This window comes from Sphingomonas sp. MJ1 (PH-R8) (assembly GCF_048058635.1).
In the GTDB taxonomy this organism is placed as follows: domain Bacteria; phylum Pseudomonadota; class Alphaproteobacteria; order Sphingomonadales; family Sphingomonadaceae; genus Sphingomonas.
The window spans coordinates 1-21651 of the sequence record NZ_JBBEFX010000021.1 but is presented as its reverse complement, the minus strand read 5'-3'; the positions used below and the strand labels follow the sequence as shown (position 1 = coordinate 21651).

Here is a 21651-nt window from a genome sequence, read left to right as displayed (position 1 = left end):
CAGCGGCTCGCCTATATGCGCCGGCGTCCTTCAGGAGTGCCCAGCCATGCAGATCGCGTTCGTCAAATGCCACGGGTCGGGCAACGACTTCCCGCTGGTGGATGCGCGCGAGCTGGATCTGCCGGAAGACGCCTGGGTGCGATTGGCGCGAGGGCTCGCCGATCGTGGCGGGCCGGTGGGCGGCGACGGGCTGCTGCTGCTCACCCGCGGCGATGCCACACATGCGTTCGGGATGCGCATGTTCAACTCCGACGGCAGCGAGGCGGAGACGTGCCTCAACGGCGTGCGCTGCACCGCGCGGCTGGGGTTCGAGCGGCTGGGGATCGCGGACGCGCGGGTGCTGCTCAAGACCAGCGATGCCGAAGCGCGGCTGCAGCCGGAGCTCGCGCCGGGCGTCACCACCATCCGCACGCGGGTGGGGCCGGTGTCGACGCGCGCCGCCGACGTCGGGCTACGGATCGCGGAAGCGCAAGTGATCGATGCGCCTATCGCGGGACTGCCGAGCGCGCGTGCCTTCACGGCGGTGGCGATGCCGAACCCGCATCTGGTGACGTTCGTCGACCAGGTGGACGAGGCGGAGCTGGTGGCGCTGGGGGACTGGTGCGAGGCGGCACCCGCGCTGCTCCCCGCGCGCGGCAACGTCAGCTTCGTGGAGGTGCGGGGCGACGAGGACGCGCTGGCCTTGTTCGTGCGCACCTATGAGCGGGGCGTGGGCCTCACCAACAGCTGCGGCAGCGCGATGGCGGCGTCGACCTATGCGGCGGCGCGGACGGGCCGCATCCCGTTCGACCGCGAGACGCGCGTGTTCAACCGTGGCGGCATGGTGCGGGCGAGCGCGACCGAGGCTGCCGAGGTGACGATCGCGGGCAATGCGACGTTCGAGTGGGACGGGCGGATCGGGTTCGATCCTGCGACCGGCACCTTGGGTGAACTGGAAGTGGTTGCGCGGCGGCCTGACGAGATTGCCGCGTGGGAGGCGATGCTCGCGGGGCTCTGAACTCGCCCGATCCCACCGACACCGTGTTCCTGCGCAGGCAGGAACCCAGGGCCGAGCAGAGCAACGCCTGTTGGCGTTCGGAACCCTGGGCTCCTGCTTTCGCAGGAGCACTGGAGGAGGCGGCGTGCGGGTTCACCCCCGGGCGCAGCAAGGCAGCATCGGGTGAGGCTCCATTCCTGAAATTTCTCGCAAGCATCGAAACGCGCAATAAAATGTTGCGAACGCCGGCGCTGCTGGCGTAGGGGCGGCGCGATTTCGTTGGAAAGAGTGTCATGCCCGCATATCGTTCGCGTACCACCACCCACGGCCGCAACATGGCCGGCGCCCGCGGCCTGTGGCGCGCGACCGGGATGAAGGATTCGGACTTCGGCAAGCCGATCATCGCGGTGGTGAACAGCTTCACCCAGTTCGTGCCGGGGCACGTCCACCTCAAGGATCTGGGCCAGCTGGTCGCGCGCGAGATCGAGGCGGCGGGCGGCGTCGCCAAGGAGTTCAACACCATCGCGGTCGACGACGGCATCGCCATGGGCCACGGCGGCATGCTCTATTCGCTGCCCAGCCGCGAACTCATCGCCGACAGCGTCGAGTATATGGTCAACGCCCATTGCGCCGACGCGATGGTGTGCATCTCCAACTGCGACAAGATCACGCCCGGCATGCTGATGGCGGCGCTGCGCATCAACGTGCCCGCGGTGTTCGTCTCCGGCGGGCCGATGGAAGCCGGCAAGGTCGTGGTGAAGGGCAAGAAGCGCGCGCTCGACCTGGTCGACGCGATGGTGGTCGCCGCCGACGAGAGCTACAGCGACGAGGAAGTGGCCGCGGTCGAGCGTTCGGCGTGTCCCACCTGCGGCAGCTGCTCGGGCATGTTCACCGCCAATTCGATGAACTGCCTGACGGAGGCGCTGGGGCTGTCGCTGCCGGGCAACGGATCGACGCTGGCCACCCATGCCGATCGCGAGAAGCTGTTCCGCGAGGCGGGGCACCTGATCGTGGATCTGGCCAAGCGCTGGTACGAGCAGGACGACGTGACCGCGACGCCGCGCGGCATCGCCACCATGGGCGCGTTCGAGAATGCGATGAGCCTGGACATCGCCATGGGGGGCTCCACCAACACGGTGCTCCACCTGCTGGCGGCCGCGCACGAGGCGGGCGTCGACTTCACCATGGCCGACATCGACCGGCTGTCGCGCCGGGTGCCGTGCCTGTGCAAGGTCGCACCCGCGAAGGCCGACGTGCACATGGAGGACGTCCACCGCGCGGGCGGCATCATGTCGATCCTGGGCGAGCTGGAGCGCGGCGGGCTGATCGATGCGAGCCTGCCGACGGTGCATGCGCCGACCATGGCGGACGCGCTGGCGCGCTGGGACATCGGCCGCACCAACAGCGAGGAGGTGCGCGACTTCTTCCGCGCAGCCCCCGGTGGCGTGCCGACCCAGACGGCGTTCAGCCAGTCCGAGCGCTGGGAAGATCTCGACACCGATCGCCAGAGCGGCGTGATCCGTTCGACCGAGCATCCCTTCTCCAAGGACGGCGGCCTGGCGGTATTGTTCGGCAACCTCGCGCCCGAGGGCTGCATCGTGAAGACCGCGGGCGTGGACGATTCGATCCTGACCTTCCGCGGGCGCGCGCGCGTCTATGAGAGCCAGGATGCGGCGGTGGCGGGGATCCTGGGCAACCAGGTCGAGGCCGGCGACGTGGTGGTGATCCGCTACGAGGGGCCCAAGGGCGGGCCGGGGATGCAGGAGATGCTCTACCCGACCAGCTATCTGAAGTCGAAGGGGCTGGGCGCGGCGTGCGCGCTGATCACCGACGGGCGCTTCTCCGGCGGCACCTCCGGCCTGTCGATCGGCCATGTCTCGCCCGAGGCCGCCGAGGGTGGGCTGATCGCGCTGGTGGAGACCGGCGATCCGATCCTGATCGACATTCCCAACCGCGGCATCCGCCTGGACCTGGACGATGCCGTGCTCGCCGAGCGGCGCGCGGCGATGGAGGCGCGGGGCGCGAAGGCGTGGAAGCCGTTCGGGCGCAAGCGCGAGGTGTCGCCGGCATTGCGGGCGTATGCCGCGCTCACCACCAACGCTGCGCGCGGCGCGGTGCGCGACGTGAGCCAGGTGGAGGACTGAGGCGCGAGAGCGGCGTCGTGTTCGTACCCCGGCGAAGGCCGGGGTCCAGTTGCGGTGGTGCTCGATGTGTCGCGCGACCCACAGCCGCCTTCCCAACTGGGCCCCGGCCTTCGCCGGGTACGGTCTTGCTTTGGAATGGCAGTTCGACACAGCTTCTCGCACACCCTTCCCCGGCCTCGCGGCCTCGGCTAGACCCGCGCGGATGACGCCACCCCTGGACTGCCCCAGCGAAGGCCGCTTCGACGGCGCCGAACACCGGTTCGCCCTGCGCGTCTATTTCGAGGACACGGACCTGTCCGGCGTGGTCTACCATGCCAACTACCTGCGCTACATGGAGCGGGCGCGCTCGGACATGCTGCGGCTGACCGGCTGCGACCAGCGCGCCGCGTTCGAGGCGGGCGAGGGGGCCTATGCGATCCGCGACCTGCACATCCGCTATGCGAGCCCTGCGCGGCTCAACGACGCGCTGGTGGTGGTCAGCCGCATGACGCAGTTGCGCGCGGCATCGGTCGTCATTCATCAACGAGTAATGCAGGGTTCGGTGTTGGTAGCCGAAGCGGAGGTCGAGGTGGCGTTCGTGGCACCATCGGGCACCCCGCGTCGGCATCCGCCGGCCTGGCGGCGCACGTTCGAGACCCTGATCTGGAAGGAAAGCTGAGAGCCTGATGGACGTTCTGGTAAATACCGACGCGGCCTCCATGTCGCCGATTGGCTTGTTCATGCAGGCGGACTGGGTCGTGAAGTTCGTGATGCTGGGGCTGTTGGCCGCCAGCATCTGGACCTGGGCGATCATCCTGACCTTCCTGGGCCGGCTGCGCCGCGTGCGCCGCGATACCGAGGCATTCGTCGAGGAGTTCGAGCGGACCGAGGACATCGACGCGTTCCACAAGAAGCACGTGACCGGCAAGAGCGCCGTCGCCCACGTCTTTGTCGCGGGCGTGCGCGAATGGCGCCGCTCGACCGCGAGCACCACGATCGACCGCGACGGCACGCGCGAGCGGCTGGCGACCAGCATGGGATCGGCCGTGGCCGAGGAAGTCGACAAGCTTTCGGACCGGCTGAACGTGCTGGCGACGATCGGCTCGGTCGCGCCGTTCGTCGGCCTGTTCGGCACGGTGTGGGGCATCATGCGCAGCTTCACCGGCATCGCCCAGGCGCAGAACACCAGCCTCGCGGTGGTGGCACCGGGCATCGCCGAGGCGCTGTTCGCCACCGCGATCGGCCTGTTCGCCGCAATCCCCGCGGTGATCGCGTACAATCGCTACAGCCACCGCATCAACCAGGTGGAGGCGCGGCTCAACCGCTTTGCCGACGCGTTCCACGCGACGCTAAGCCGCCAGCTGGAAGGCGTGGACTAAGCCCATGGCGATGCAGCTTCCGTCCAGCCGCGGCAAGGGCCGGCGCACGCCGATGGCGGAGATCAACGTGACCCCGCTGGTCGACGTGATGCTGGTGCTGCTGATCATCTTCATGGTGACGGCGCCGCTGCTCACCACCGGCGTGCCGGTGAACCTGCCCGACAGCCGCGCCAAGGGGCTGGAGCAGGAGCAGGAGCCGGTGCAGCTGTCGCTCGCCGCCGATGGCAGCATCTATTTGGGCGACACGCCCGTCAGCGAGCAGGCGCTGCCCGAGCAGCTGGCGCGCATCGTGGGCAGCCAGCCGGCCGGTGCCGAGCCGCGGCAGGTGATGCTGCGTGCCGACACTGCGCTCGACTATGGCCGGGTGATGCGCGTGATGGGCGAGCTCAACCGGGCAGGGCTGAACCGCGTGGCGCTGGTGTCGACGCAGGGGGACGCGCCCTGATCGTGCGGTTGCCAACGGAGGTGCGGCGATGAGCCGTACGGAAAAATGGGCGCTGGGCGGGGCTGCGATCGGGCATGCGCTGCTGTTCGTCGGCCTGTCGCTCGTCTGGAAGGGCGAGCAGCCCAAAGAGCTGAAGATGTCGCCGCCGATCGACGTCAGCCTGGTGGACGAGGTCGCGCTGGAATCAACCGCGCCGGCCGAGACCGAAGCGCCCAACCAGTCGGTGGCACCCGAGCAGGGCGCGCCGGAAGACGCGGCCCCTCCGGAAGAGACCGCGCCCGAGCCGGAGCCCCAGCCCGCGCCTGCGCCCCCGGTGCCGCAGCCCAAGCCCGAGCCCCGGCCCGAGCCGAAGCCGGCGCCCAAGCCGCAGCCGGCACCAAAGCCCGTGCCCAGGCCGCAGCCGCCCAAGCCCAAGCCGGCTCCGGCCCCCAAGCCTGCGCCCAAGGCACCGGCAAAGCCCGCGCCCAAGGCCGAGCCGAAGCCGGCGGCAAAGCCTGCCGCAAAGCCCGCCCCGGCGAAGCCCGCAGCGGCCGCCGCCAAGCCCAAGGCGGCACCGGCGAAGGGCAGCGGCACCGACGCGGCGGCAAAGGCAGCCAAGCCGCGCGGATCGCGGCTGGGCGCCGACTTCGCCAAGAGCCTGGCCGACACGGCAGCCGAAAAGGGCAAGGGCCAGACCGCGCGTGCGGCGCAGGTCGGCGCGCAGTCGCTCGCCGGCCTGGCCGCGGCGATCAGCCGCCAGGTCCAGCCGTGCGCCAACCGGATCACCAATCCGGGGCCGGGCGCCAACCGTATCCGCTCGCGCATCAACCTGCAGATGGCGAAGGACGGCAGCCTGACCGCGCGTCCCAAGCTGATGGGCCAGTCCGGCGTCGACGACGAGAACGGCCGCTATGCGCAGCGCGTGGGCGAACTCGCGGCGGCGGCGATCATCCAGTGCGCCCCCTTCGAACTGCCCGACGAGCTGTACGAAGGCGGGTGGAAGAACATCACCATCAACTACAAGCTGCCCGGCTGACGGAGAGAGCCATGCGTATCCCCTTGTCCCGCCTTGCCACGCTTGCGTTGGCATCCCTCAGCTTCGGCCTTGCCGCGGCGCCCGCCCATGCCCAGGTCGAGGTCGACATCGAAGGCGGCATCTCCGACCCGATGCCGATCGCGGTGCCGGTGATGCCGACCCCCAGCGACGTCGGCACCGCCGCCGGCCAGACCAGCGCGCTCGGCCGCCAGCTGGCCGAGGTGGTGGCGAACGACCTCAAGAACTCCGGCCTGTTCACGCCGCGCGGGCCGCAGGGCATTGCCGCCGTGCCGTTCGCGCAGGCGGCCGCTCCGGACTTCGGCTATTGGGCCGGCACCCAGGCGCAGGCGCTGGTGCAGGGCTTCGTGCGCGCCAATGGCGACGGCACGCTGACGGTGGGCTGCTACCTCTACGATGTGTTTGCGCGCACCGAGCTGACGCGCCAGGGCTTTGTGGTGACGCCGGCCGAATGGCGCCGCGCGGCGCACAAGTGCGCCGACACCGTCTACACCCGCCTGTCGGGCGAGGGGCCCTATTTCGACAGCCGCATCGTCTACGTCTCGGAGACGGGGCCCAAGGGCAAGCGCATCAAGCGCCTGGCGATCATGGACCAGGATGGTGCCAACCACCGCTTCCTGACCAACGGCCAGTCGATCGTGCTGACGCCGCGCTTTGCGCCCAACCAGCAGTCGATCGTCTACATGAGCTACCAGAACGAGCGGCCGGCGATCTATGTCTATGACATCGCTTCCGGCCAGCAGCGGCTGCTGGTGCGCAACGCCAGCCTGACCTTTGCACCGCGCTTTTCCCCGGACGGGCGCTGGGTGATCTTCTCCATGGCGCAGGCGTCCAACACCGACATCTATCGCGTGTCGGCGTCGGGCGGCACGCCGCAGCGGCTGACCAACTCGCCCGGCATCGATACCGGCGGCAGCTATTCGCCAGACGGCAGCCGGATCGTGTTCGAAAGCGATCGTTCGGGCACGCAGCAGCTCTATGTCATGAACGCCGATGGCTCCAACCAGCAGCGCATCAGCTTTGGGTCGGGCCGCTATGCGACCCCGTCGTGGAGCCCGCGCGGCGACCTGATCGCGTTCACGCGCCAGGGCGGCGGCAGCTTCCGCATCGGCGTGATGAGCCCGTCGGGCGGCGGCGAGAAGCTGCTGTCGGACGCGTGGGGCGACGAGGGGCCGAGCTGGTCGCCCAACGGCCGCGTGCTCACCTTCTTCCGCGCGTCGCAGGGCGGGGCGGGCAAGGCAGACGTGTGGTCGGTCGACCTCACCGGCCAGAACGTCCGCCGCATCCCGACGCCGCTCGACGGGTCGGATCCGAGCTGGGGGCCGCTGCGCCCCTGACGGGCGCGGCACCCGCAGGGCGGGCGTCCCAGAACCAGGCTTTAGCACTTGCCGCCGCATCGGGTTGTGGCGGAATATACATCTGTAATCGAGGAGACAGCTGATGGCGAAACTGACGAGCAAGTTGATCGTGGCGGCGGCCCTGGTGGCGACGGCCGGCTGCGCCAAGAAGCGCCCGGAAGTGCTGCCGCCCGCCCCGGGCGAGACCGCTGCGCCGGTCGACGGCACCGGCACGGGCGGCCAGACGGGCACCGGCGTGGTTCCGGGCAGCCGCGAGGACTTCCAGCAGTCGGTCGCGAGCGACACCGTCAACTTCGCGCTCGACAGCTATGACATCGACCCGCAGGCGCGCTCGATCCTGGACAGCCAGGCGTCCTGGCTGCAGCGTTATCCGAACGTGCGCATCACCATCGAGGGCCATGCCGACGAGCGCGGCACCCGCGAATACAACCTGGCGCTGGGCGATCGCCGTGCGAACGCCGCCTCCAACTATCTGGCGGCACGCGGCGTCGCTGCGGCGCGGATCACCACGATCAGCTATGGCAAGGAGCGCCCGCTGGCGCTCGGCTCGGACGAGAGCTCCTACGCGAAGAACCGCCGCGCAGTGACCGTCGTCCTCCAGTAACCTCCAGCCGCCGCCGGAACCGGGCTGGTTTCGGCGGCGTTCCCCTTGGGCATGAAGCCCGTCCAGCCGCCTGCCATCCGCGATCCGGTCGATCTCGTCACCGCAAAGCTGCACGCCTGGGTCAACGGCTTCTTCCTCCAGCTTCCCAACATCGTCGCCGCGATCGTGCTGCTGCTGGTGGCATGGGGCGTCGGCAAGGCGATCGCCTGGGGCATCCGCCGGGTCGGTCGACGGCGCCACCGCCTGGACTTGAGCGCGGTGCTGGGTTCGCTCGCCTTCGGTGCCGTCATGGTGGCCGCGCTGCTGCTGGCGGCGACCATCGTCTTTCCCAGCGTCAAGCCGGCGGACGTGCTCGCAACGCTTGGCATCGGATCGGTCGCGATCGGCTTTGCCTTCAAGGAAATCCTGCAGAACCTGTTTGCGGGCCTGCTGCTGCTGATGCGGCGGCCGTTCCGGCGCGGCGACCAGATCGTCATCAAGGACTATGAGGGCACGGTCGAGCACATCCAGAGCCGCGCGACCCTGATCAAGACCTATGACGGCAGGCGCGTCATCATCCCCAATGCCGACCTCTATATCTCGCCGGTGATGGTCAACACGGCCTTTCCGGTGCGGCGCGAGCAGTTCGACGTCGGCATCGGCTATGGCGACAAGCCGTCCCATGCCGCCGAGCTGTTCCTGGAAGCGATCCGCAAGGTGGAGGGCGTGGTCGCGGACCCGGCGCCCGAGGTGCTGCCCTGGGGCCTGGACGACAATTACATCACCCTGCGCGCGCGCTGGTGGACGGAATCGAAGCGCACCAGCGTGGTCCACATCCGGTCGCGCGTGGTGCTGGCGCTGTACGAGACGGCGATCGAGCATGGCATCGACCTGCCGTTCCCGACCCAGATGGTGCTGTTCCACGACCAGACCGAGGAGGCCGACGGCGACCGTGCCCGGCAGCGCGAGGGCTGGCCTGCGGGCGGGCGGGCGCCGCGCCCGCGGCGGCTTCGGCGGCGGGAAGGTGCCGCCGACGAGGGGACGCAGGAAGAGCGCGTCGTCACGGAGGGTGCGCGGGAGGAGCGCTGAGCGCTGCGTCTCTGCGTACCCCGGCGGAGGCCGGGGCCCAGTTGCGGCGCCGTTTCGGTTTCGCGCACCTACAGCCGCCTTCCCAACTGGGCCCCGGCCTTCGCCGGGGTGCGGTGTCGTGCGGGGCGGGCGCCCGCCAGGATCTCGCGGGTGGGAATGGGCTGAGCAACGCAGGAGCCCAGGGTTGCTCGCGCTCCCCTTGTTGTCCCGCACCAATCCCGCTTGCGTTCCTGCCGACCTGATATAAAAGTGATATCACATTAACACGGAGGCGGAGATGGCATCGGATCGGGTGGTGCGGCAGAGCCTGGAGCGGCCGGCGACGACGTACAACGGCTTCGTGATGCTGCTGGTGGGGCTCGGACTGATCGTGCTCGGCGCCGTGGGGGCGCTCAACGCGCCGGTGCATCCCTGGGGCATCGTGCTCCTGAGCGTGGCGGGGGTCGCGCTGCTGCTGGTATCCTGCGGCTTCTACCTGCTCCAGCCCAACCAGGCGGCGGCGATCCTGCTGTTCGGCGACTATCGCGGCACCGATCGCACGACCGGGCTGCGCTGGAACTGGCCGTGGCTCACCAAGTCCAAGATTTCGGTGCGCATCCACAACATCACGTCCGAGCGGCTGAAGGTGAACGACCTGCGCGGCAACCCGATCGAGATCGCGTCCAACGTCGTGTGGCGCGTTGCCGACACCGCGCAGGCGCTGTTCGACGTCGACGACTATAAGGCGTTCGTGATGGTGCAGATCGAGAGCGCGGTGCGCGCGATCGGATCGCGCTATCCGTACGACGACTTCACCCATGAGGAGATGACGCTGCGCGGCAACGCCGACGTGGTGAGCGAGGAGCTGCGCGTCGAATTGCAGGAGCGGGTGGCGAGCGCGGGCGTGCAGGTCGACGAATGCCGGCTGACCCACCTCGCCTATGCGCAGGAGATCGCCCAGGCGATGCTCCGCCGCCAGCAGGCGGAGGCGGTGATCGCGGCCCGGCAGAAGCTGGTCGAGGGTGCCGTCTCGATGGTCGAGACCGCGCTCGCCCAGCTATCGGAGAAGAACGTGGTCGAGCTCGACGACGAGCGCCGCGCGGCGATGGTGTCGAACCTGATGGTGGTGCTCTGTTCGGAGCGCGACACCCAGCCGGTCGTGAACGCAGGCTCGCTGTACCAGTAACGTGGCTGCGCCCCCGAAAAAGGCGTTCCCCCTGCGCCTCGATCCCGCGCTCTATGCGGCGATCGAGCGCTCGGCGGCGGGCGAGTTGCGCAGCGTCAACGCGCAGGTCGAATGCCTGCTGCGCGAGGCGCTGGCGAAGCGGGGCGTGAAGCTTGCCGATCCCCAGCCGGTGCGCCGCGGCCGGCCCCCCAAGGAGAGCGATCATGGCGAATGAGCAACGCGGGCAGGACGACGTCTGGTTCGCCCCCAAGCGCTTCGGCTATGGCGCCGGCTGGCCGATCGCATGGCAGGGATGGGTGCTGCTGGGCGGCTATCTGGCGATGCTGCTGCTGGGCTCGCATTATGTGGCGCCGAAGCATCCGATCGGCTTCGGCATCTTCGTGGGCGTGCTGACGATCGCCGTCCTCGCCCTCTCCGCCGCGCACACCCGCGGCGGGTGGCGGTGGCGCTGGGGCGGCGACGACGAATAGCCGGGCTTTGCACCACCCGCGTCCGGAAGGGCTTGCCCGTGCCGCCGCCCCGCCCGAGAGGGGGCTGGAGGCAGCGAGGGGAAGCGCGATGTGGATCGAGGTGGTCGGCTGGTCTGGATCCTTCCTGATCCTGCTCGCCTATGCGCTGCTGTCGACCGGCCGGCTGGATGCCCGCGGCGCGCCGTACCAGCTGATGAACGTCGCCGGTGCGCTCGGCATGGCGATCAACGGCTGGGCGCACGGCGCGCTGCCGAGCGTGTTCAACAATGCCATTTGGATGGGCATCGGCCTGCTCGCGCTCGCAGGGCTGCGCGTCCGGCGGGCCTGACCCCCGTCCTCAGGCGGCGCGGGTCGGGGACGGTAGCAGCGCGTCGAAGGCCTCGACCGGCATCGGGCGGCCGTAGAGATAGCCCTGGGCGACCGTGCAGCCGCACTGGGCGAGGAGGTCGCGCTGCGCCTCGGTCTCGACACCCTCGGCGATGACCTCGATCCCGAGCATGCTGCCGAGGAACGCCAAGGCGGTGACCACCGCTGCATCGGCCTTGTCGTCGACGAGGTCGCGAACGAAGCTGCGGTCGATCTTGATGCGGCTGATCGGATAGTGCTTCAGCACGCTCAGCGAGGCATAGCCGGTGCCGAAGTCGTCCAGCGCGACGCCCACCCCCTGGTCGCGAAGCACGCGCAGGGGGGCGAGCATGGTCTCGTCTTCCCGCAGGATGATGTTCTCGGTCACCTCCAGCTCCAGGGCGCTGGGGGGAAGCCCATGGCGGTCGAGCTCGGCGCGAACGCGCTCGGCAAGCGTGCCGTCCCGGAACTGCGCGCTGAACAGGTTGATGCCCAGCACGAAGCCGGGGGCGCCCGCATGCCAGCGGGCGGCTTGGCGGCATGCCGTCTCCAGCACCCAATGGCCCACGTCATGCGCGAGACGCCCGGACTCCAGCGCGGGCAGGAAGGCGTCGGGCGTCAGCAGCCCACGCTCGGGATGCTGCCAGCGCAGCAGCGCTTCCGCGCCGAGCAGGGCGCCGTCGGCCAGCCGGACCTGGGGCTGGTAGAAGAGCCGGAACTGGCCCTGGTCGAGCGCGTCGCGCAACTCGCCCTCGAACGCGCGGCGGTGCAAGGCCGCGCTGCGCAGCGCGGGCGTGTAGAAGCGCTGGCAGTGCCGCCCCTCGCTCTTGGCCTGGTACATGGCGAGGTCGGCGGCGGAGAGCAGGTCCTCCGCATCCGTGCCGTCGCCTGGATAGGTGGTGACGCCCACGCTGGCGCTGACATGCACGTCCTGCCGCTCCAGTGCGATCGGGGCCGAGACCGCCTGCGTCAGCCGATCGGCGATGGTGGTGGCATGGGCGCGCGGATCCGCGCCCGGCAGCAGGATCGCGAACTCGTCGCCCCCGAGCCGGGCGACCGTGTCGAACGGCCGGACGCAGTCGAGCAGGCGAGCGGCGATCGTCTTGAGCACCGCGTCGCCGGACGAATGGCCGAGCGTGTCGTTCACGTCCTTGAACTGGTCCAGGTCCAGCATCAGCAGCGCGAAGGGCTCGTCGCGCGCGACCAAGGCCGAGGTGCGGTCGAGCAGCGCGGCGCGGTTGGGAAGCTCGGTCAGGGGATCGAAATGCGCCATGTGGAACAGCCGGTCCTCGGCCGCGCGCCGCTCCGTCAGGTCGCGCATGATCGATCCGAACGCCGCATGCGGGCCCTCCGACCACATCGACAGGGAGAGTTCGATCGGGAACTCGCGGCCGTCCTTGTGCAGCGCGACCAGTTCGACCTTGCGCCCGATCAGCTTGGTGGTGCCGCCGTGGGCGGCACGCATGAGGCCACCGTCGTGCAGTCCCCGCGCCTTGGGCGGCACGATGATGTCGATGTCCTGCCCCTCGGCCTCCTCGGCAGTGAAGCCGAACATGGCTTCAGCCCCTGCGTTCCAGAAGCTGATGCGGCCATGATGGTCGGCGACCACGATCGCGTCGGGCGTGGTTGCGGCGATGTTGTGGAAGCGCGACTGGCCGATGGTGCGCGCGATCTCCAGGCGGCGCACCTCGAGCCGGTTCATGACGATCGCGGCAAGCGCCGAGAGGTTGGCGCGATCCGCATCGGTGAAGCGGCTGCGGGGGCGCGGGTCGATCAGGCACAGCGTGCCGATGCCATAGCCTTCCCGCGTGCGCAGCGGCGCCCCTGCATAGAAGCGGATGAAGGGCGTGTCGGTCACCAGCGGATTGTCGGCGAAGCGAGCGTCGGTGCTCGCATCGAGCACGACCAGTTCCGCCTCATCGGCGAGCGCATGCGCGCAGAAGGAAATTTCGCGCGGGGTCGTGGAGATGTCGGTGCCGACGGCCGCCTGGAACACCTGCCGGTCGTCGGCGACGAAGGAGACGGCGGCGCTCGCGGTGCCGAAGACGCGCGATGCCAGCCGGGTGATCTCGTCCAGCCCGAGGTCCACGTCGGGCCCAAGCGCGTCATATTCGGCGAGCGCCGCGAGGCGTTCTTCCTCATTCCACAGGAGCGGGGGCAGGCGCATGCGGTCTCCGGCCGACGTTGGGAGACCGTTATACGGTTCAAAAGGCTAAGGTTCCGTTAGCCACGCTGCGTGCCCGGCCGCGCGAAACGCAGCCGGGCAGCGCGCATCACGCCTCGCCGAAGACGCGGGCGAAGATCGTATCGACGTTCTTGAAGTGATAGTCGAGGTCGAAGCGCGCATCGATCTCCTCCGGCGAAAGCGCGGCGGTGACTTCGGGATCGGCCTTGAGCAGGTCGAGCAGCGACAGCGCGCCGTCCGATCCCCACACCTTCATCGCGTTGCGCTGGACGAGGCGATAGGCGTCCTCGCGGCTCACGCCCGCTTGCGTCAGCGCCAGCAGCACGCGCTGCGAGTGGACCAGCCCGCCCATGCGGTCGAGGTTCTTCTGCATCCGCGTCGGATAGACGAGCAGCTTGTCCATGACGCCGGTGAGGCGTGCGAGTGCGAAGTCGAGCGTGATCGTCGCGTCCGGGCCGATGTAGCGCTCGACCGAGGAGTGCGAGATGTCGCGCTCGTGCCAGAGTGCCACGTTCTCCATCGCCGGGATGGTGGCGCTGCGGACCATGCGGGCGAGGCCGGTCAGGTTCTCGGTCAGCACCGGGTTGCGCTTGTGCGGCATCGCCGACGAACCCTTCTGACCGGGCGAGAAATACTCCTCGGCCTCGAGCACTTCGGTGCGCTGGAGGTGGCGGACCTCGGTCGCGAGCCGCTCGATCGAGGAGGCGATGACGCCCAGCGTCGCAAAGAACATCGCGTGGCGATCGCGCGGGATCACCTGGGTCGAGACGGGCTCCACCGAGAGGCCGAGCTTGTCCGCGACATAGGCTTCGACCCGCGGGTCGATGTTGGCGAAGGTGCCGACCGCGCCGGAGATCGCGCAGGTTGCCACGTCCGCGCGCGCCGCCACCAGGCGGGCGCGGTTGCGCGCGAACTCGGCGGACGCCTCGGCCATCTTGAGGCCGAAGGTCACCGGCTCGGCATGGATGCCGTGGCTGCGGCCGATCGTGGGCGTGAGCTTGTGCTCATAGGCGCGGCGCTTGAGCACCTCGAGCAGCCGGTCGAGATCGGCGAGGAGGATGTCGGACGCGCGGGCGAGTTGGACCGCCAGGCAGGTGTCGAGCACGTCGGACGAGGTCATGCCCTGGTGCAGGAAGCGCGCTTCGGGGCCGGTGCGTTCCGACACATGGGTCAGGAAGGCGATGACGTCGTGCTTGGTCTCCGCCTCGATCGCATCGATGCGGGCGATGTCGAACGGGCCGGCGGCTTCGTGCGCCGCCCAGATCTTTTCGGCAGCTTCCTTGGGCACCACGCCCAGTTCGGCGAGCGCATCGGTGGCGTGGGCCTCGATCTCGAACCAGATGGCGAAGCGGGTCTCGGGCGACCAGATCGCGGTCATCTCTGGGCGGGCGTAGCGGGGAACCATGCGGGTCTGCCTGTCTGGAGTTTCGGTTGGCCGCCGAATGCCAACGCTTTGCCCCCGAGTCGAGCGGAAAAGCCGACAAGATGTCGTCTAAATGATGACCGGCTAGTGGTGAAAACCAAGAATTAATGCCTATATTCTTCTCACAGCCAGAAGCGCTGCGCCGACACTGTGTCGGTGCGCGCAAACATCGGAAATGGAGGCTGAAGATGTTGAAGCAGATTCTTCTGATCGGTGCGATGACGGTTGCTGCGCCTGCACTGGCGCAGACCGGCCAGACCACACCGGGAAGTCCGTCCGCAGGGATGGGGACGCCGGGTGCGCAGCCGCAAAGCTTGCCCCCGACGGCGACCACTCCGGGCACGACGCAGGCAGCGCCGCAATCGGCGCCGGATGCGCAGTCGTCTGCGGCCGCCACCCCGTCGCAGATCGCACAGGTGGTCGAGCAGGATTTCCCCAAATATTCGGGCGGCAAGGAGACGCTGACGCAGACGCAGTTCGGTGCCTGGATGGCCTCGCTGCGCTCGGCGACGGAGCCCGGCGCCACCGCCGACAGCCCGCAGATGAAGACCTGGATCACCCAGGCCTTTGCGCAGGCGGACACCGACAAGTCGAAGTCGGTGACCAAGGCGGAGCTGACGAGCTTCCTGACCAGCGCGGCGGGCTGACCCCGCGCCGGGTGACCCAAGCACCCCATTCCGGCCTCCTTCCCCTGGGCCGGTGCCGGCCGCCGGACGTCTGTCCGGCGGCCGTTTGCGTTGTTGAGTGGGCGCTTTGCCGTGGGTGTGGAGCGTCGGTATTCGGACCGGAGCGCCAGATTTGCCGGAAGCAGGGTGAACGGTCCGCGCCCCTGCTGAGACGCCCCCCAGCTGGACCCCGGCCTTCGCCGGGGTACGGGATGGTTTGCCGATCAGACGCGCCCACCCGCGCCGACTTCCTACCCTTGTGCCTTATTCGTACCCCGGCGGAGGCCGGGGCCCAGTTGCGGTGATCTGGCGTGGGTACGCGACGCGTGCGCTTCTCGTGACTTCACCTGCGGGAACCCCGCCGTCCCTACATCAGCCCCTTGGCGCGCAGGCTGGTATGGCCTTGGGTGCCGACGACGATGTGGTCGTGCACGGCGATGTCGAGGTGCTTGGCCGCCTGCATCACGATGCGGGTGAGGTCGATGTCGGCGCGGCTGGGGGTCACGTCGCCGCTGGGATGGTTGTGGACCAGGATGATCGCCGCCGAGCCGAGCTCGATCGCGCGGCGGATCACTTCGCGCGCATAGATCGGCGCCTGGTCGATCGAGCCCTCCGCCACCAGTTCGTCGCGGATCAGCATGTTGCGGACGTTGAGGTGCAGGACGCGCACCCGCTCGATGCTGTGATAGGCCATTTCGGCGTGCAGATAGTCGAGCACCGCCTGCCAGTTGGACAGCACCGGCCGCGCCGCCATCTCGCCGCGCAGCATGCGGATCGCCGACGCATGGGCGATCTTGAGCGCGGCGACGGCGGTGTCGCCCATGCCGGGCACGCGGGCGATGGCGCGGGGATCGGCCGACAACAGCCCGCCCAACCCGCCGAACTCGTGCAGCAGCGCCTTGGCGAGCGGCTTGGTGTCGCGGCGCGGGATCGCCAGGGCGAGCAGATACTCGATCAGCTCATGGTCGAGCAGCGCTTCCCCGCCGTCGTCGAGCAGCCGGCCGCGCAGGCGTGCGCGGTGGCCGGTGCCGTCGGTGCTGGGCCCAGGCGGGGCGGATGCGTTCATGGCGCGTTGAGGCTAGGCGGTGCAGACGCCGGGTGCAATCGTGGTGCTTGACCCATCCGGAGGGGGCCGTAACGATCGCTGGCGATGGGAGAGTGGCAATCCGCGTGACGCCTGGGACGATCGACACGCCGGATGACCTGCCCGGGCGGCGGCGCTGGTCGCGTCGCAGGCGCGCGGCGCTGGCGGTGGCGCTCGTCCTGCTGCTGGCGCTGGTCGCGCTGTGGTTCAACCGCCGGCCGATCGCCGACAGCTTCGTTCGCCGCGCGCTTGCCGACCGGGGCGTGCCCGCCCGCTACAAGATTTCCGACCTGAGCTTCGGTCGCCAGCGGCTGACCGACGTGGTGATCGGCGACCCCCGCAACCCGGACCTCGTCGCCGACTGGGCGGAGCTGCGCACGCGCATGACGCTGCGCGGGCCCGAGGTGATCGGCGTGCGGGTGGGGCGGGTGCATCTGCGCGGGCGGCTGGTGGACGGCACGGTGTCGCTGGGCGCGATCGACAAGCTGATGCCGGCCCCTTCGGGCAAGCCGTTCGCACTGCCCGAACTCGACGCGCAGATCGGCGACGCGCGCATGCGGCTGGAGACGCCGGGCGGCGTGGTGGGGCTGAAGCTCACCGGCAGCGGCCGGCTCAACGACGGGTTTTCGGGCAACCTCGCCGCGGTCTCCGATCGGCTGGGAATCGGCGATGCCTGCACGGCCGGGCAGCTGCGCGCGGCCGTCGCGATCCGGATCGCCGACGCGCGGCCGACGATTGAAGGGCCGGTACGGGCCGGATCGCTTGCGTGCGGCGACACGCGCCTGACGGGGCTTGCCACTCGCATCGACCTGACGCTCGGCGAGCGGCTCGATCGCTGGCAGGGGCGCGCCGAGCTTGCCGCCACCGCAGTGGCGGGCGCCGGCGCCCGAGTGCGCGGCGTGAAGGGCCGGCTCGATTTCACCGGCAGCGCGCGCGACACGCAGGGCAGCGCGGCGCTGGAGAGCGGCGCGTTCGCCGCGGCCGGGATCGGCGGCGAGGCGCTGGCGATCGACGGCCGCTACCGGATCGGGGCGGAGCAGGCGTTCCAGGGCAGCGCGCGGGTGCGCGGGGCCGCGTTGCCGGCGGCGGTGCTGCGGCAGGTCGCAGGGCTGGGCACGGCCGGGGCGGGATCGCCGGTCGGGCCGCTGATGGCGGCAATCGCCAAGGCAGGCGTTGCCGCCGGCCGGCGATTCGACGCGGGCGCAGAACTGGACGCCACCAACGGCGCCAAGGGCGGGCGGGTCGTGGTGCGGCGACTGTCGGGACAGGCCGCGAGCGGCGCGCAGGTCGTGCTCTCGGGCGCCGAGGGCGTCGCCTATGGCTGGCCGGACGGCAGGGCATCGCTCAACGGCACGCTGACGATCGGCGGCGGCGGCTTGCCGGAGGCGGCGATCCAGCTGGCGCAGGCGCAGCCGGGCGGCGGCGTCACCGGCGCGGCGATCGTGCGGCCCTATGCGGCGGGCGGCGCGCGGCTGGCGCTCACCCCCGTGCGCTTCACCCGCGCACGCGATGGCAGCACCCGCTTCGACACCCAGGCGACGCTGAGCGGACCGCTGGCGGACGGCCGCGTCGACGGGCTGGTGGTGCCGCTGTCGGGGCGCTGGGACGGGGGTGCCGCGGTGGCGGTGAACCCGGACTGCACGACCGTCGCGTGGCAGCGGCTGGCCGTGTCCTCGCTGGTGCTGAACCCTGCGCGGCTGCGGCTCTGTCCCACCGGCAGGGCGCTGGTGGCGGTGAACCGCGCCGGGTTGGGCGGCGGCGCGCGGCTGGGTGCGACGCGACTTGACGGACGGCTGGGCGGCACGCCGTTAACACTGGCGATGCGCGGCGGGCGGCTGGACCTCGCCCGCCTCGACTTCGCGCTCGACGGCGTGGAGAGCCGGCTGGGGGCGCCGGAGCGGGTGACCCGGATCGACGCGGGTCGGCTGGAGGGGCGGATCGCGGGCGGCGGCGTCGGCGGGCGCTTTGCGGACGCGGCCGGGCAGATCGCCAACGTGCCGCTGCTGCTGTCGGGCGCGGCGGGCGACTGGCGCTTTGCCGGCGGCGTGCTGAAGCTCGCCGGCGGGCTGAAGCTGGACGACACCCAGACCGGCGAGCAGCGCCGGTTCGAGACGATGGCGAGCGACGATGTCGCGCTCACCCTCGCGGGCAACACCATCGCCGCGACCGGCACGCTCAAGCATCCCGCCAAGCAGGTGACGGTGGCGACGGTCGCGATCACGCACGAGCTCGGGACGGGGGCCGGCACCGCCGACCTCAAGGTGCCGGGCATCGCCTTTGGCGACGATTTCCAGCCCGAGGAGCTGACGCCGCTCACCTTCGGCGTGATCGCCGATGTGAAGGCCGTCGTGTCGGGCGACGGGCACATCGCCTGGAACGGGCAGGGCGTGACCAGCACCGGCACGTTCCGCACCGAAGACGCCGAGCTTGCGGCGGCGTTCGGCCCCGCGACCGGCATTTCGGGCGAGGTCCACTTCACCGACCTCCTGGGGCTGGTGACGGCGCCGAACCAGCTGCTCACCATCGGCGAGGCCAATCCGGGCATCCCGTTCAAGGACGGGCAGCTGCGCTATCGGTTGATCCCGGAGCAGCGCATCCAGATCGAGGGCGGGCGCTGGCCGCTTGCGGGCGGCGAGATGGTGCTGGAGCCGACCGTGCTCGACTTCTCGCCGCAGAAGGACCGGCGCATGACCTTCCGTGTGACGGGGGTGGATGCGGGCCTGTTCCTCCAGGAGTTCGAGTTCAAGAATCTCAGCGCCAGCGGTACCTTCGACGGCGTGCTGCCGATGATCTTCGACCAGCGCGGCGGCCGCATCGAGGGCGGGCGGCTGGTGGCGCGCGAAGGCGGCGGCAACATCGCCTATGTGGGCGAAGTGACCAAGGAGGACGTCGGCTTCTGGGGCAATCTGGCGTTCCAGGCGCTGAAGAGCCTCGATTATCGCAACCTCACGCTGGAGATGAACGGGCCGCTGGCGGGCGAGATGATCACCGCGATCCGCTTTGCCGGCGTGAGCCAGGGCGAGGGCACCAGCTCCAACTTCCTGATCCGGCGACTCGCGCGGCTGCCGCTCGTCTTCAACGTTCGGATCAAGGCGCCTTTCCGCCAGCTGATCGATTCGGTGCAAAGCTATTATGATCCGGGCCGGCTGATCGAGCGCAACCTGCCCGCGCTGATGGAAGCGCAGGAGCAGCAGGGCGGGGCGCCCGCGCAGCAGCCGTCGGCACCGACGGGGGCGACCCCGCCCGTTCAGCCCCCGGAAAGCGACGATAGACCATGAACAACACGATGAGGCGTGCAGATGCATAGGTGGATGGCGGCGGCGCTCGGCGTCGCGACCGTAGCGGCGACGGGCGGGTGCGTGAACGTGAGCGCACCGGACAAGCCGATCGAGATCAACCTGAACATCAACATCACGCAGGAAGTGGTGTACCGTCTGGATGGCGAGGCGAAGAGCCTGATCCAGCAGAACCCGGGGATTTTCTGATGCGCAAGGGAATGAAGATCGTGTTCGCGGCCGCAGCGGCGGTGGCGGTCACCGGCATGGCGGGCGCTGCCTGGGCGCAGCGCGACCCGGCCTATGAAGCCGCGCGCGAGGCGGGGCAGGTCGGCGAGCAGCCCGACGGCTATCTCGGGATCGTCGGCAGTGCCACGCCGGAGCTGCGCGCGCTGGTCAACAGCATCAACATCAAGCGCAAGGCCGCCTATACCCGCGGCGCCAGCAACGGCGCGACCGTGGAGCAGTTCGCCTTCGTGTCCGGCTGCAACCTGATCGCCAAGACCCGGCCGGGCGAGAAGTACAAGGGCCCGGACGGCAGCTGGAAGACCCGCGGGGCCGGCGCGCCGGAGCGCGACCCGCGCTGCGTCTGATTGCCTGAGCCGCCGTTTCCGCGGGAACGGCGGCGGACCGGCCGCGCCCGGGCGTCTGCGCCCCATTGTCGACCGCCGCTCCGAGGCGTAGATTTCGCGCTGTGCCGCCAAGGCACCGGCCGAAACTGCGGCCGAATGGGGGGAGGGGCGAAATGGCACCGGCGCAGCTGAGTGTGATCTTCTTTTTGCAATTGTTCGCGATCGTCGCGGTCTCCCGCGGCGTGGGCTGGCTTGCCCGGCGCTACCTGGGACAGCCGCAGGTCGTGGGGGAGATGATCGCGGGGGTCATCCTGGGCCCGTCGCTGTTCGGCCTGCTCGCGCCCGATCTCCAGGCGATGCTGTTCCCCAAGGAGGCGCGCGGCATCCTCTACGCCGGCGCGCAGCTGGGCGTCGGGCTCTACATGTTCCTGGTCGGGCTGGGCTTCCGCGCCGATCACTTCCGCAGCAATGCCGGCAGTGCGGCCGCGGTGTCGCTGTCCGGCATGGCGGCCCCGTTCCTGGTGGCGGTGGCGATCACGCCCTGGCTGATCGGCGTCCCTGGACTGTTCACGCCCAGCGTCACGCAGATGCAGGCGACGCTGTTCATGGGCGCGTGCATCGCCATCACCGCCTTTCCGATGCTGGCGCGCATCATCCACGAGCGCGGGCTTTCGGGCACGCCGCTCGGCACGCTTTCACTGTCGGCCGGTGCGATCGACGATGCGGGTGCCTGGACGGTGCTGGCGGTGGTGCTCGCGACCTTTGGCGACGGGCCGATGGTGGCGGTGAAGGCGATCGGCGGCGCGATCCTCTTCGCCGTGGTGGTGCTGGGCCTCGGGCCGCGGCTGCTGGCACCGCTCGGCCGCCGGGCGGAAGCGCGCGGCGGGATTGCGCAGGGTGATCTCGCGATCGCGCTGATGCTGTTCCTGGGCGCCGCCTTCGCGATGGACGCGGTGGGGATGCACGCGGTGTTCGGCGGCTTCCTGCTGGGCGTGGTCATGCCGCGCGGGGTGTTTGCCGAGGGGCTGCGCCGCCAGCTGGAGCCGGTGACGGTGGTGCTGCTCCTGCCGATGTTCTTCGCCTTTTCCGGCCTCAACACCCAGCTGACTCTGGTCGACAACCTGGGGCTGCTGGGCGTCACGCTCGCGATCCTGGCCGCGTCGGTACTGGCCAAGGGCGGCGCCTGCTGGGCGGCGGCGCGGCTGACCGGGCAGGACAATCCGACCGCGCTCGGTATCGGTGCGCTGATGAACGCGCGCGGGCTGATGGAGCTCATCATCATCAACATCGGACTGCAGCGCGGGATCATCGGCCCGGCGCTGTTCTCGATCCTGGTGCTGATGGCGATCCTGACGACGCTGATGGCGTCGCCGCTGTTCGAGCTGGTCTATGGCCGCCGCGCCCGCAGCACCGGTGCGCTCGGCACGCTGTCGGAGGAGGAGGGGATCAGCGCGCGCGAGGCGGTCGCCGCGCGCTAACCC

21 protein-coding genes are annotated in these 21651 nt (G+C 70.0%); 18 read left to right on the top strand and 3 right to left on the bottom strand.

The window, feature by feature from the left end:
- Positions 1–46 precede the first annotated feature (46 nt).
- The 13 genes from dapF (at position 47) to VPH46_RS14440 (ending at position 10949) form a co-directional block, all read left to right on the top strand.
- On the top strand, positions 47–997 hold the full coding sequence (dapF, locus tag VPH46_RS14500; protein WP_416612307.1) for a diaminopimelate epimerase: 951 nt from the start codon (positions 47–49) through the stop codon (positions 995–997).
- 272 nt (positions 998–1269) lie between these two features.
- On the top strand, positions 1270–3120 hold the full coding sequence (gene ilvD / locus VPH46_RS14495; RefSeq protein WP_416612305.1) for a dihydroxy-acid dehydratase: 1851 nt from the start codon (positions 1270–1272) through the stop codon (positions 3118–3120).
- Positions 3121–3322: 202 nt separating this feature from the next.
- Positions 3323–3778, top strand: a complete 456-nt coding sequence (locus VPH46_RS14490; protein WP_132882610.1) for a YbgC/FadM family acyl-CoA thioesterase — start codon at positions 3323–3325, stop codon at positions 3776–3778.
- 7 nt (positions 3779–3785) lie between these two features.
- Positions 3786–4478, top strand: coding sequence for a protein TolQ (gene tolQ, locus VPH46_RS14485; protein WP_416612303.1), 693 nt, complete (start codon positions 3786–3788; stop codon positions 4476–4478).
- 4 nt (positions 4479–4482) lie between these two features.
- Positions 4483–4923 carry a protein TolR gene (gene tolR, locus VPH46_RS14480; protein ID WP_125959043.1) on the top strand — a complete coding sequence of 147 codons (441 nt, stop codon included), beginning with the start codon at positions 4483–4485 and terminating at the stop codon, positions 4921–4923.
- Positions 4924–4951: 28 nt separating this feature from the next.
- On the top strand, positions 4952–5938 hold the full coding sequence (locus tag VPH46_RS14475; protein WP_416612301.1) for a cell envelope biogenesis protein TolA: 987 nt from the start codon (positions 4952–4954) through the stop codon (positions 5936–5938).
- A gap of 11 nt (positions 5939–5949) precedes the next feature.
- Positions 5950–7293, top strand: coding sequence for a Tol-Pal system beta propeller repeat protein TolB (tolB, locus tag VPH46_RS14470; RefSeq protein WP_125959041.1), 1344 nt, complete (start codon positions 5950–5952; stop codon positions 7291–7293).
- A 103-nt stretch (positions 7294–7396) separates the two neighbouring features.
- A complete protein-coding gene (gene pal, locus VPH46_RS14465) occupies positions 7397–7918 on the top strand; it encodes a peptidoglycan-associated lipoprotein Pal (RefSeq protein ID WP_132882606.1) in 522 nt (173 codons plus the stop codon).
- Between the two features lie 51 nt (positions 7919–7969).
- Complete coding sequence (locus VPH46_RS14460; protein WP_416612297.1) at positions 7970–8986, top strand: mechanosensitive ion channel family protein; 1017 nt, start codon at positions 7970–7972, stop codon at positions 8984–8986.
- 277 nt (positions 8987–9263) lie between these two features.
- Positions 9264–10151 carry an SPFH domain-containing protein gene (locus tag VPH46_RS14455; RefSeq protein WP_416612295.1) on the top strand — a complete coding sequence of 296 codons (888 nt, stop codon included), beginning with the start codon at positions 9264–9266 and terminating at the stop codon, positions 10149–10151.
- Position 10152: 1 nt separating this feature from the next.
- Positions 10153–10365: a toxin-antitoxin system HicB family antitoxin gene (locus VPH46_RS14450; RefSeq protein WP_132882603.1), complete on the top strand. Its 213-nt coding sequence runs from the start codon at positions 10153–10155 to the stop codon at positions 10363–10365.
- Entirely contained in the window at positions 10355–10621 is a 267-nt protein-coding gene (locus VPH46_RS14445; RefSeq protein ID WP_416612293.1) for a hypothetical protein, read from the top strand. The genes VPH46_RS14450 and VPH46_RS14445 overlap by 11 nt, the downstream gene beginning before the upstream one ends.
- Before the next feature lie 88 nt (positions 10622–10709).
- Complete coding sequence (locus tag VPH46_RS14440) at positions 10710–10949, top strand: CBU_0592 family membrane protein (RefSeq protein WP_416612291.1); 240 nt, start codon at positions 10710–10712, stop codon at positions 10947–10949.
- A 9-nt stretch (positions 10950–10958) separates the two neighbouring features.
- Here the strand turns inward: VPH46_RS14440 and VPH46_RS14435 are convergent, their stop codons facing one another.
- Both VPH46_RS14435 and purB read right to left on the bottom strand, forming a co-directional pair.
- A complete protein-coding gene (locus tag VPH46_RS14435; protein ID WP_416612289.1) occupies positions 10959–13133 on the bottom strand; it encodes a putative bifunctional diguanylate cyclase/phosphodiesterase in 2175 nt (724 codons plus the stop codon).
- 106 nt (positions 13134–13239) lie between these two features.
- Entirely contained in the window at positions 13240–14556 is a 1317-nt protein-coding gene (purB, locus tag VPH46_RS14430) for an adenylosuccinate lyase (RefSeq protein WP_416612287.1), read from the bottom strand.
- Positions 14557–14762: 206 nt separating this feature from the next.
- Between purB and VPH46_RS14425 the strand changes: the two genes are divergently transcribed.
- Entirely contained in the window at positions 14763–15221 is a 459-nt protein-coding gene (locus VPH46_RS14425; RefSeq protein ID WP_416612285.1) for a hypothetical protein, read from the top strand.
- A 385-nt stretch (positions 15222–15606) separates the two neighbouring features.
- On the opposite strand, the gene radC is transcribed toward VPH46_RS14425, so the two are convergent.
- On the bottom strand, positions 15607–16305 hold the full coding sequence (gene radC / locus VPH46_RS14420; protein WP_416612283.1) for a RadC family protein: 699 nt from the start codon (positions 16303–16305) through the stop codon (positions 15607–15609).
- Positions 16306–16397: 92 nt separating this feature from the next.
- Between radC and VPH46_RS14415 the strand changes: the two genes are divergently transcribed.
- From VPH46_RS14415 to VPH46_RS14400, 4 genes are all read left to right on the top strand, one after another.
- Positions 16398–19601, top strand: coding sequence for a YdbH domain-containing protein (locus tag VPH46_RS14415; RefSeq protein WP_416612281.1), 3204 nt, complete (start codon positions 16398–16400; stop codon positions 19599–19601).
- Between the two features lie 21 nt (positions 19602–19622).
- Positions 19623–19808 carry a YnbE family lipoprotein gene (locus VPH46_RS14410; protein ID WP_241211690.1) on the top strand — a complete coding sequence of 62 codons (186 nt, stop codon included), beginning with the start codon at positions 19623–19625 and terminating at the stop codon, positions 19806–19808.
- A complete protein-coding gene (locus VPH46_RS14405) occupies positions 19808–20191 on the top strand; it encodes a YdbL family protein (protein ID WP_416612279.1) in 384 nt (127 codons plus the stop codon). The genes VPH46_RS14410 and VPH46_RS14405 overlap by 1 nt, the downstream gene beginning before the upstream one ends.
- Positions 20192–20343: 152 nt before the next feature.
- On the top strand, positions 20344–21648 hold the full coding sequence (locus tag VPH46_RS14400) for a cation:proton antiporter (RefSeq protein WP_416612277.1): 1305 nt from the start codon (positions 20344–20346) through the stop codon (positions 21646–21648).
- Positions 21649–21651: the final 3 nt, after the last annotated feature.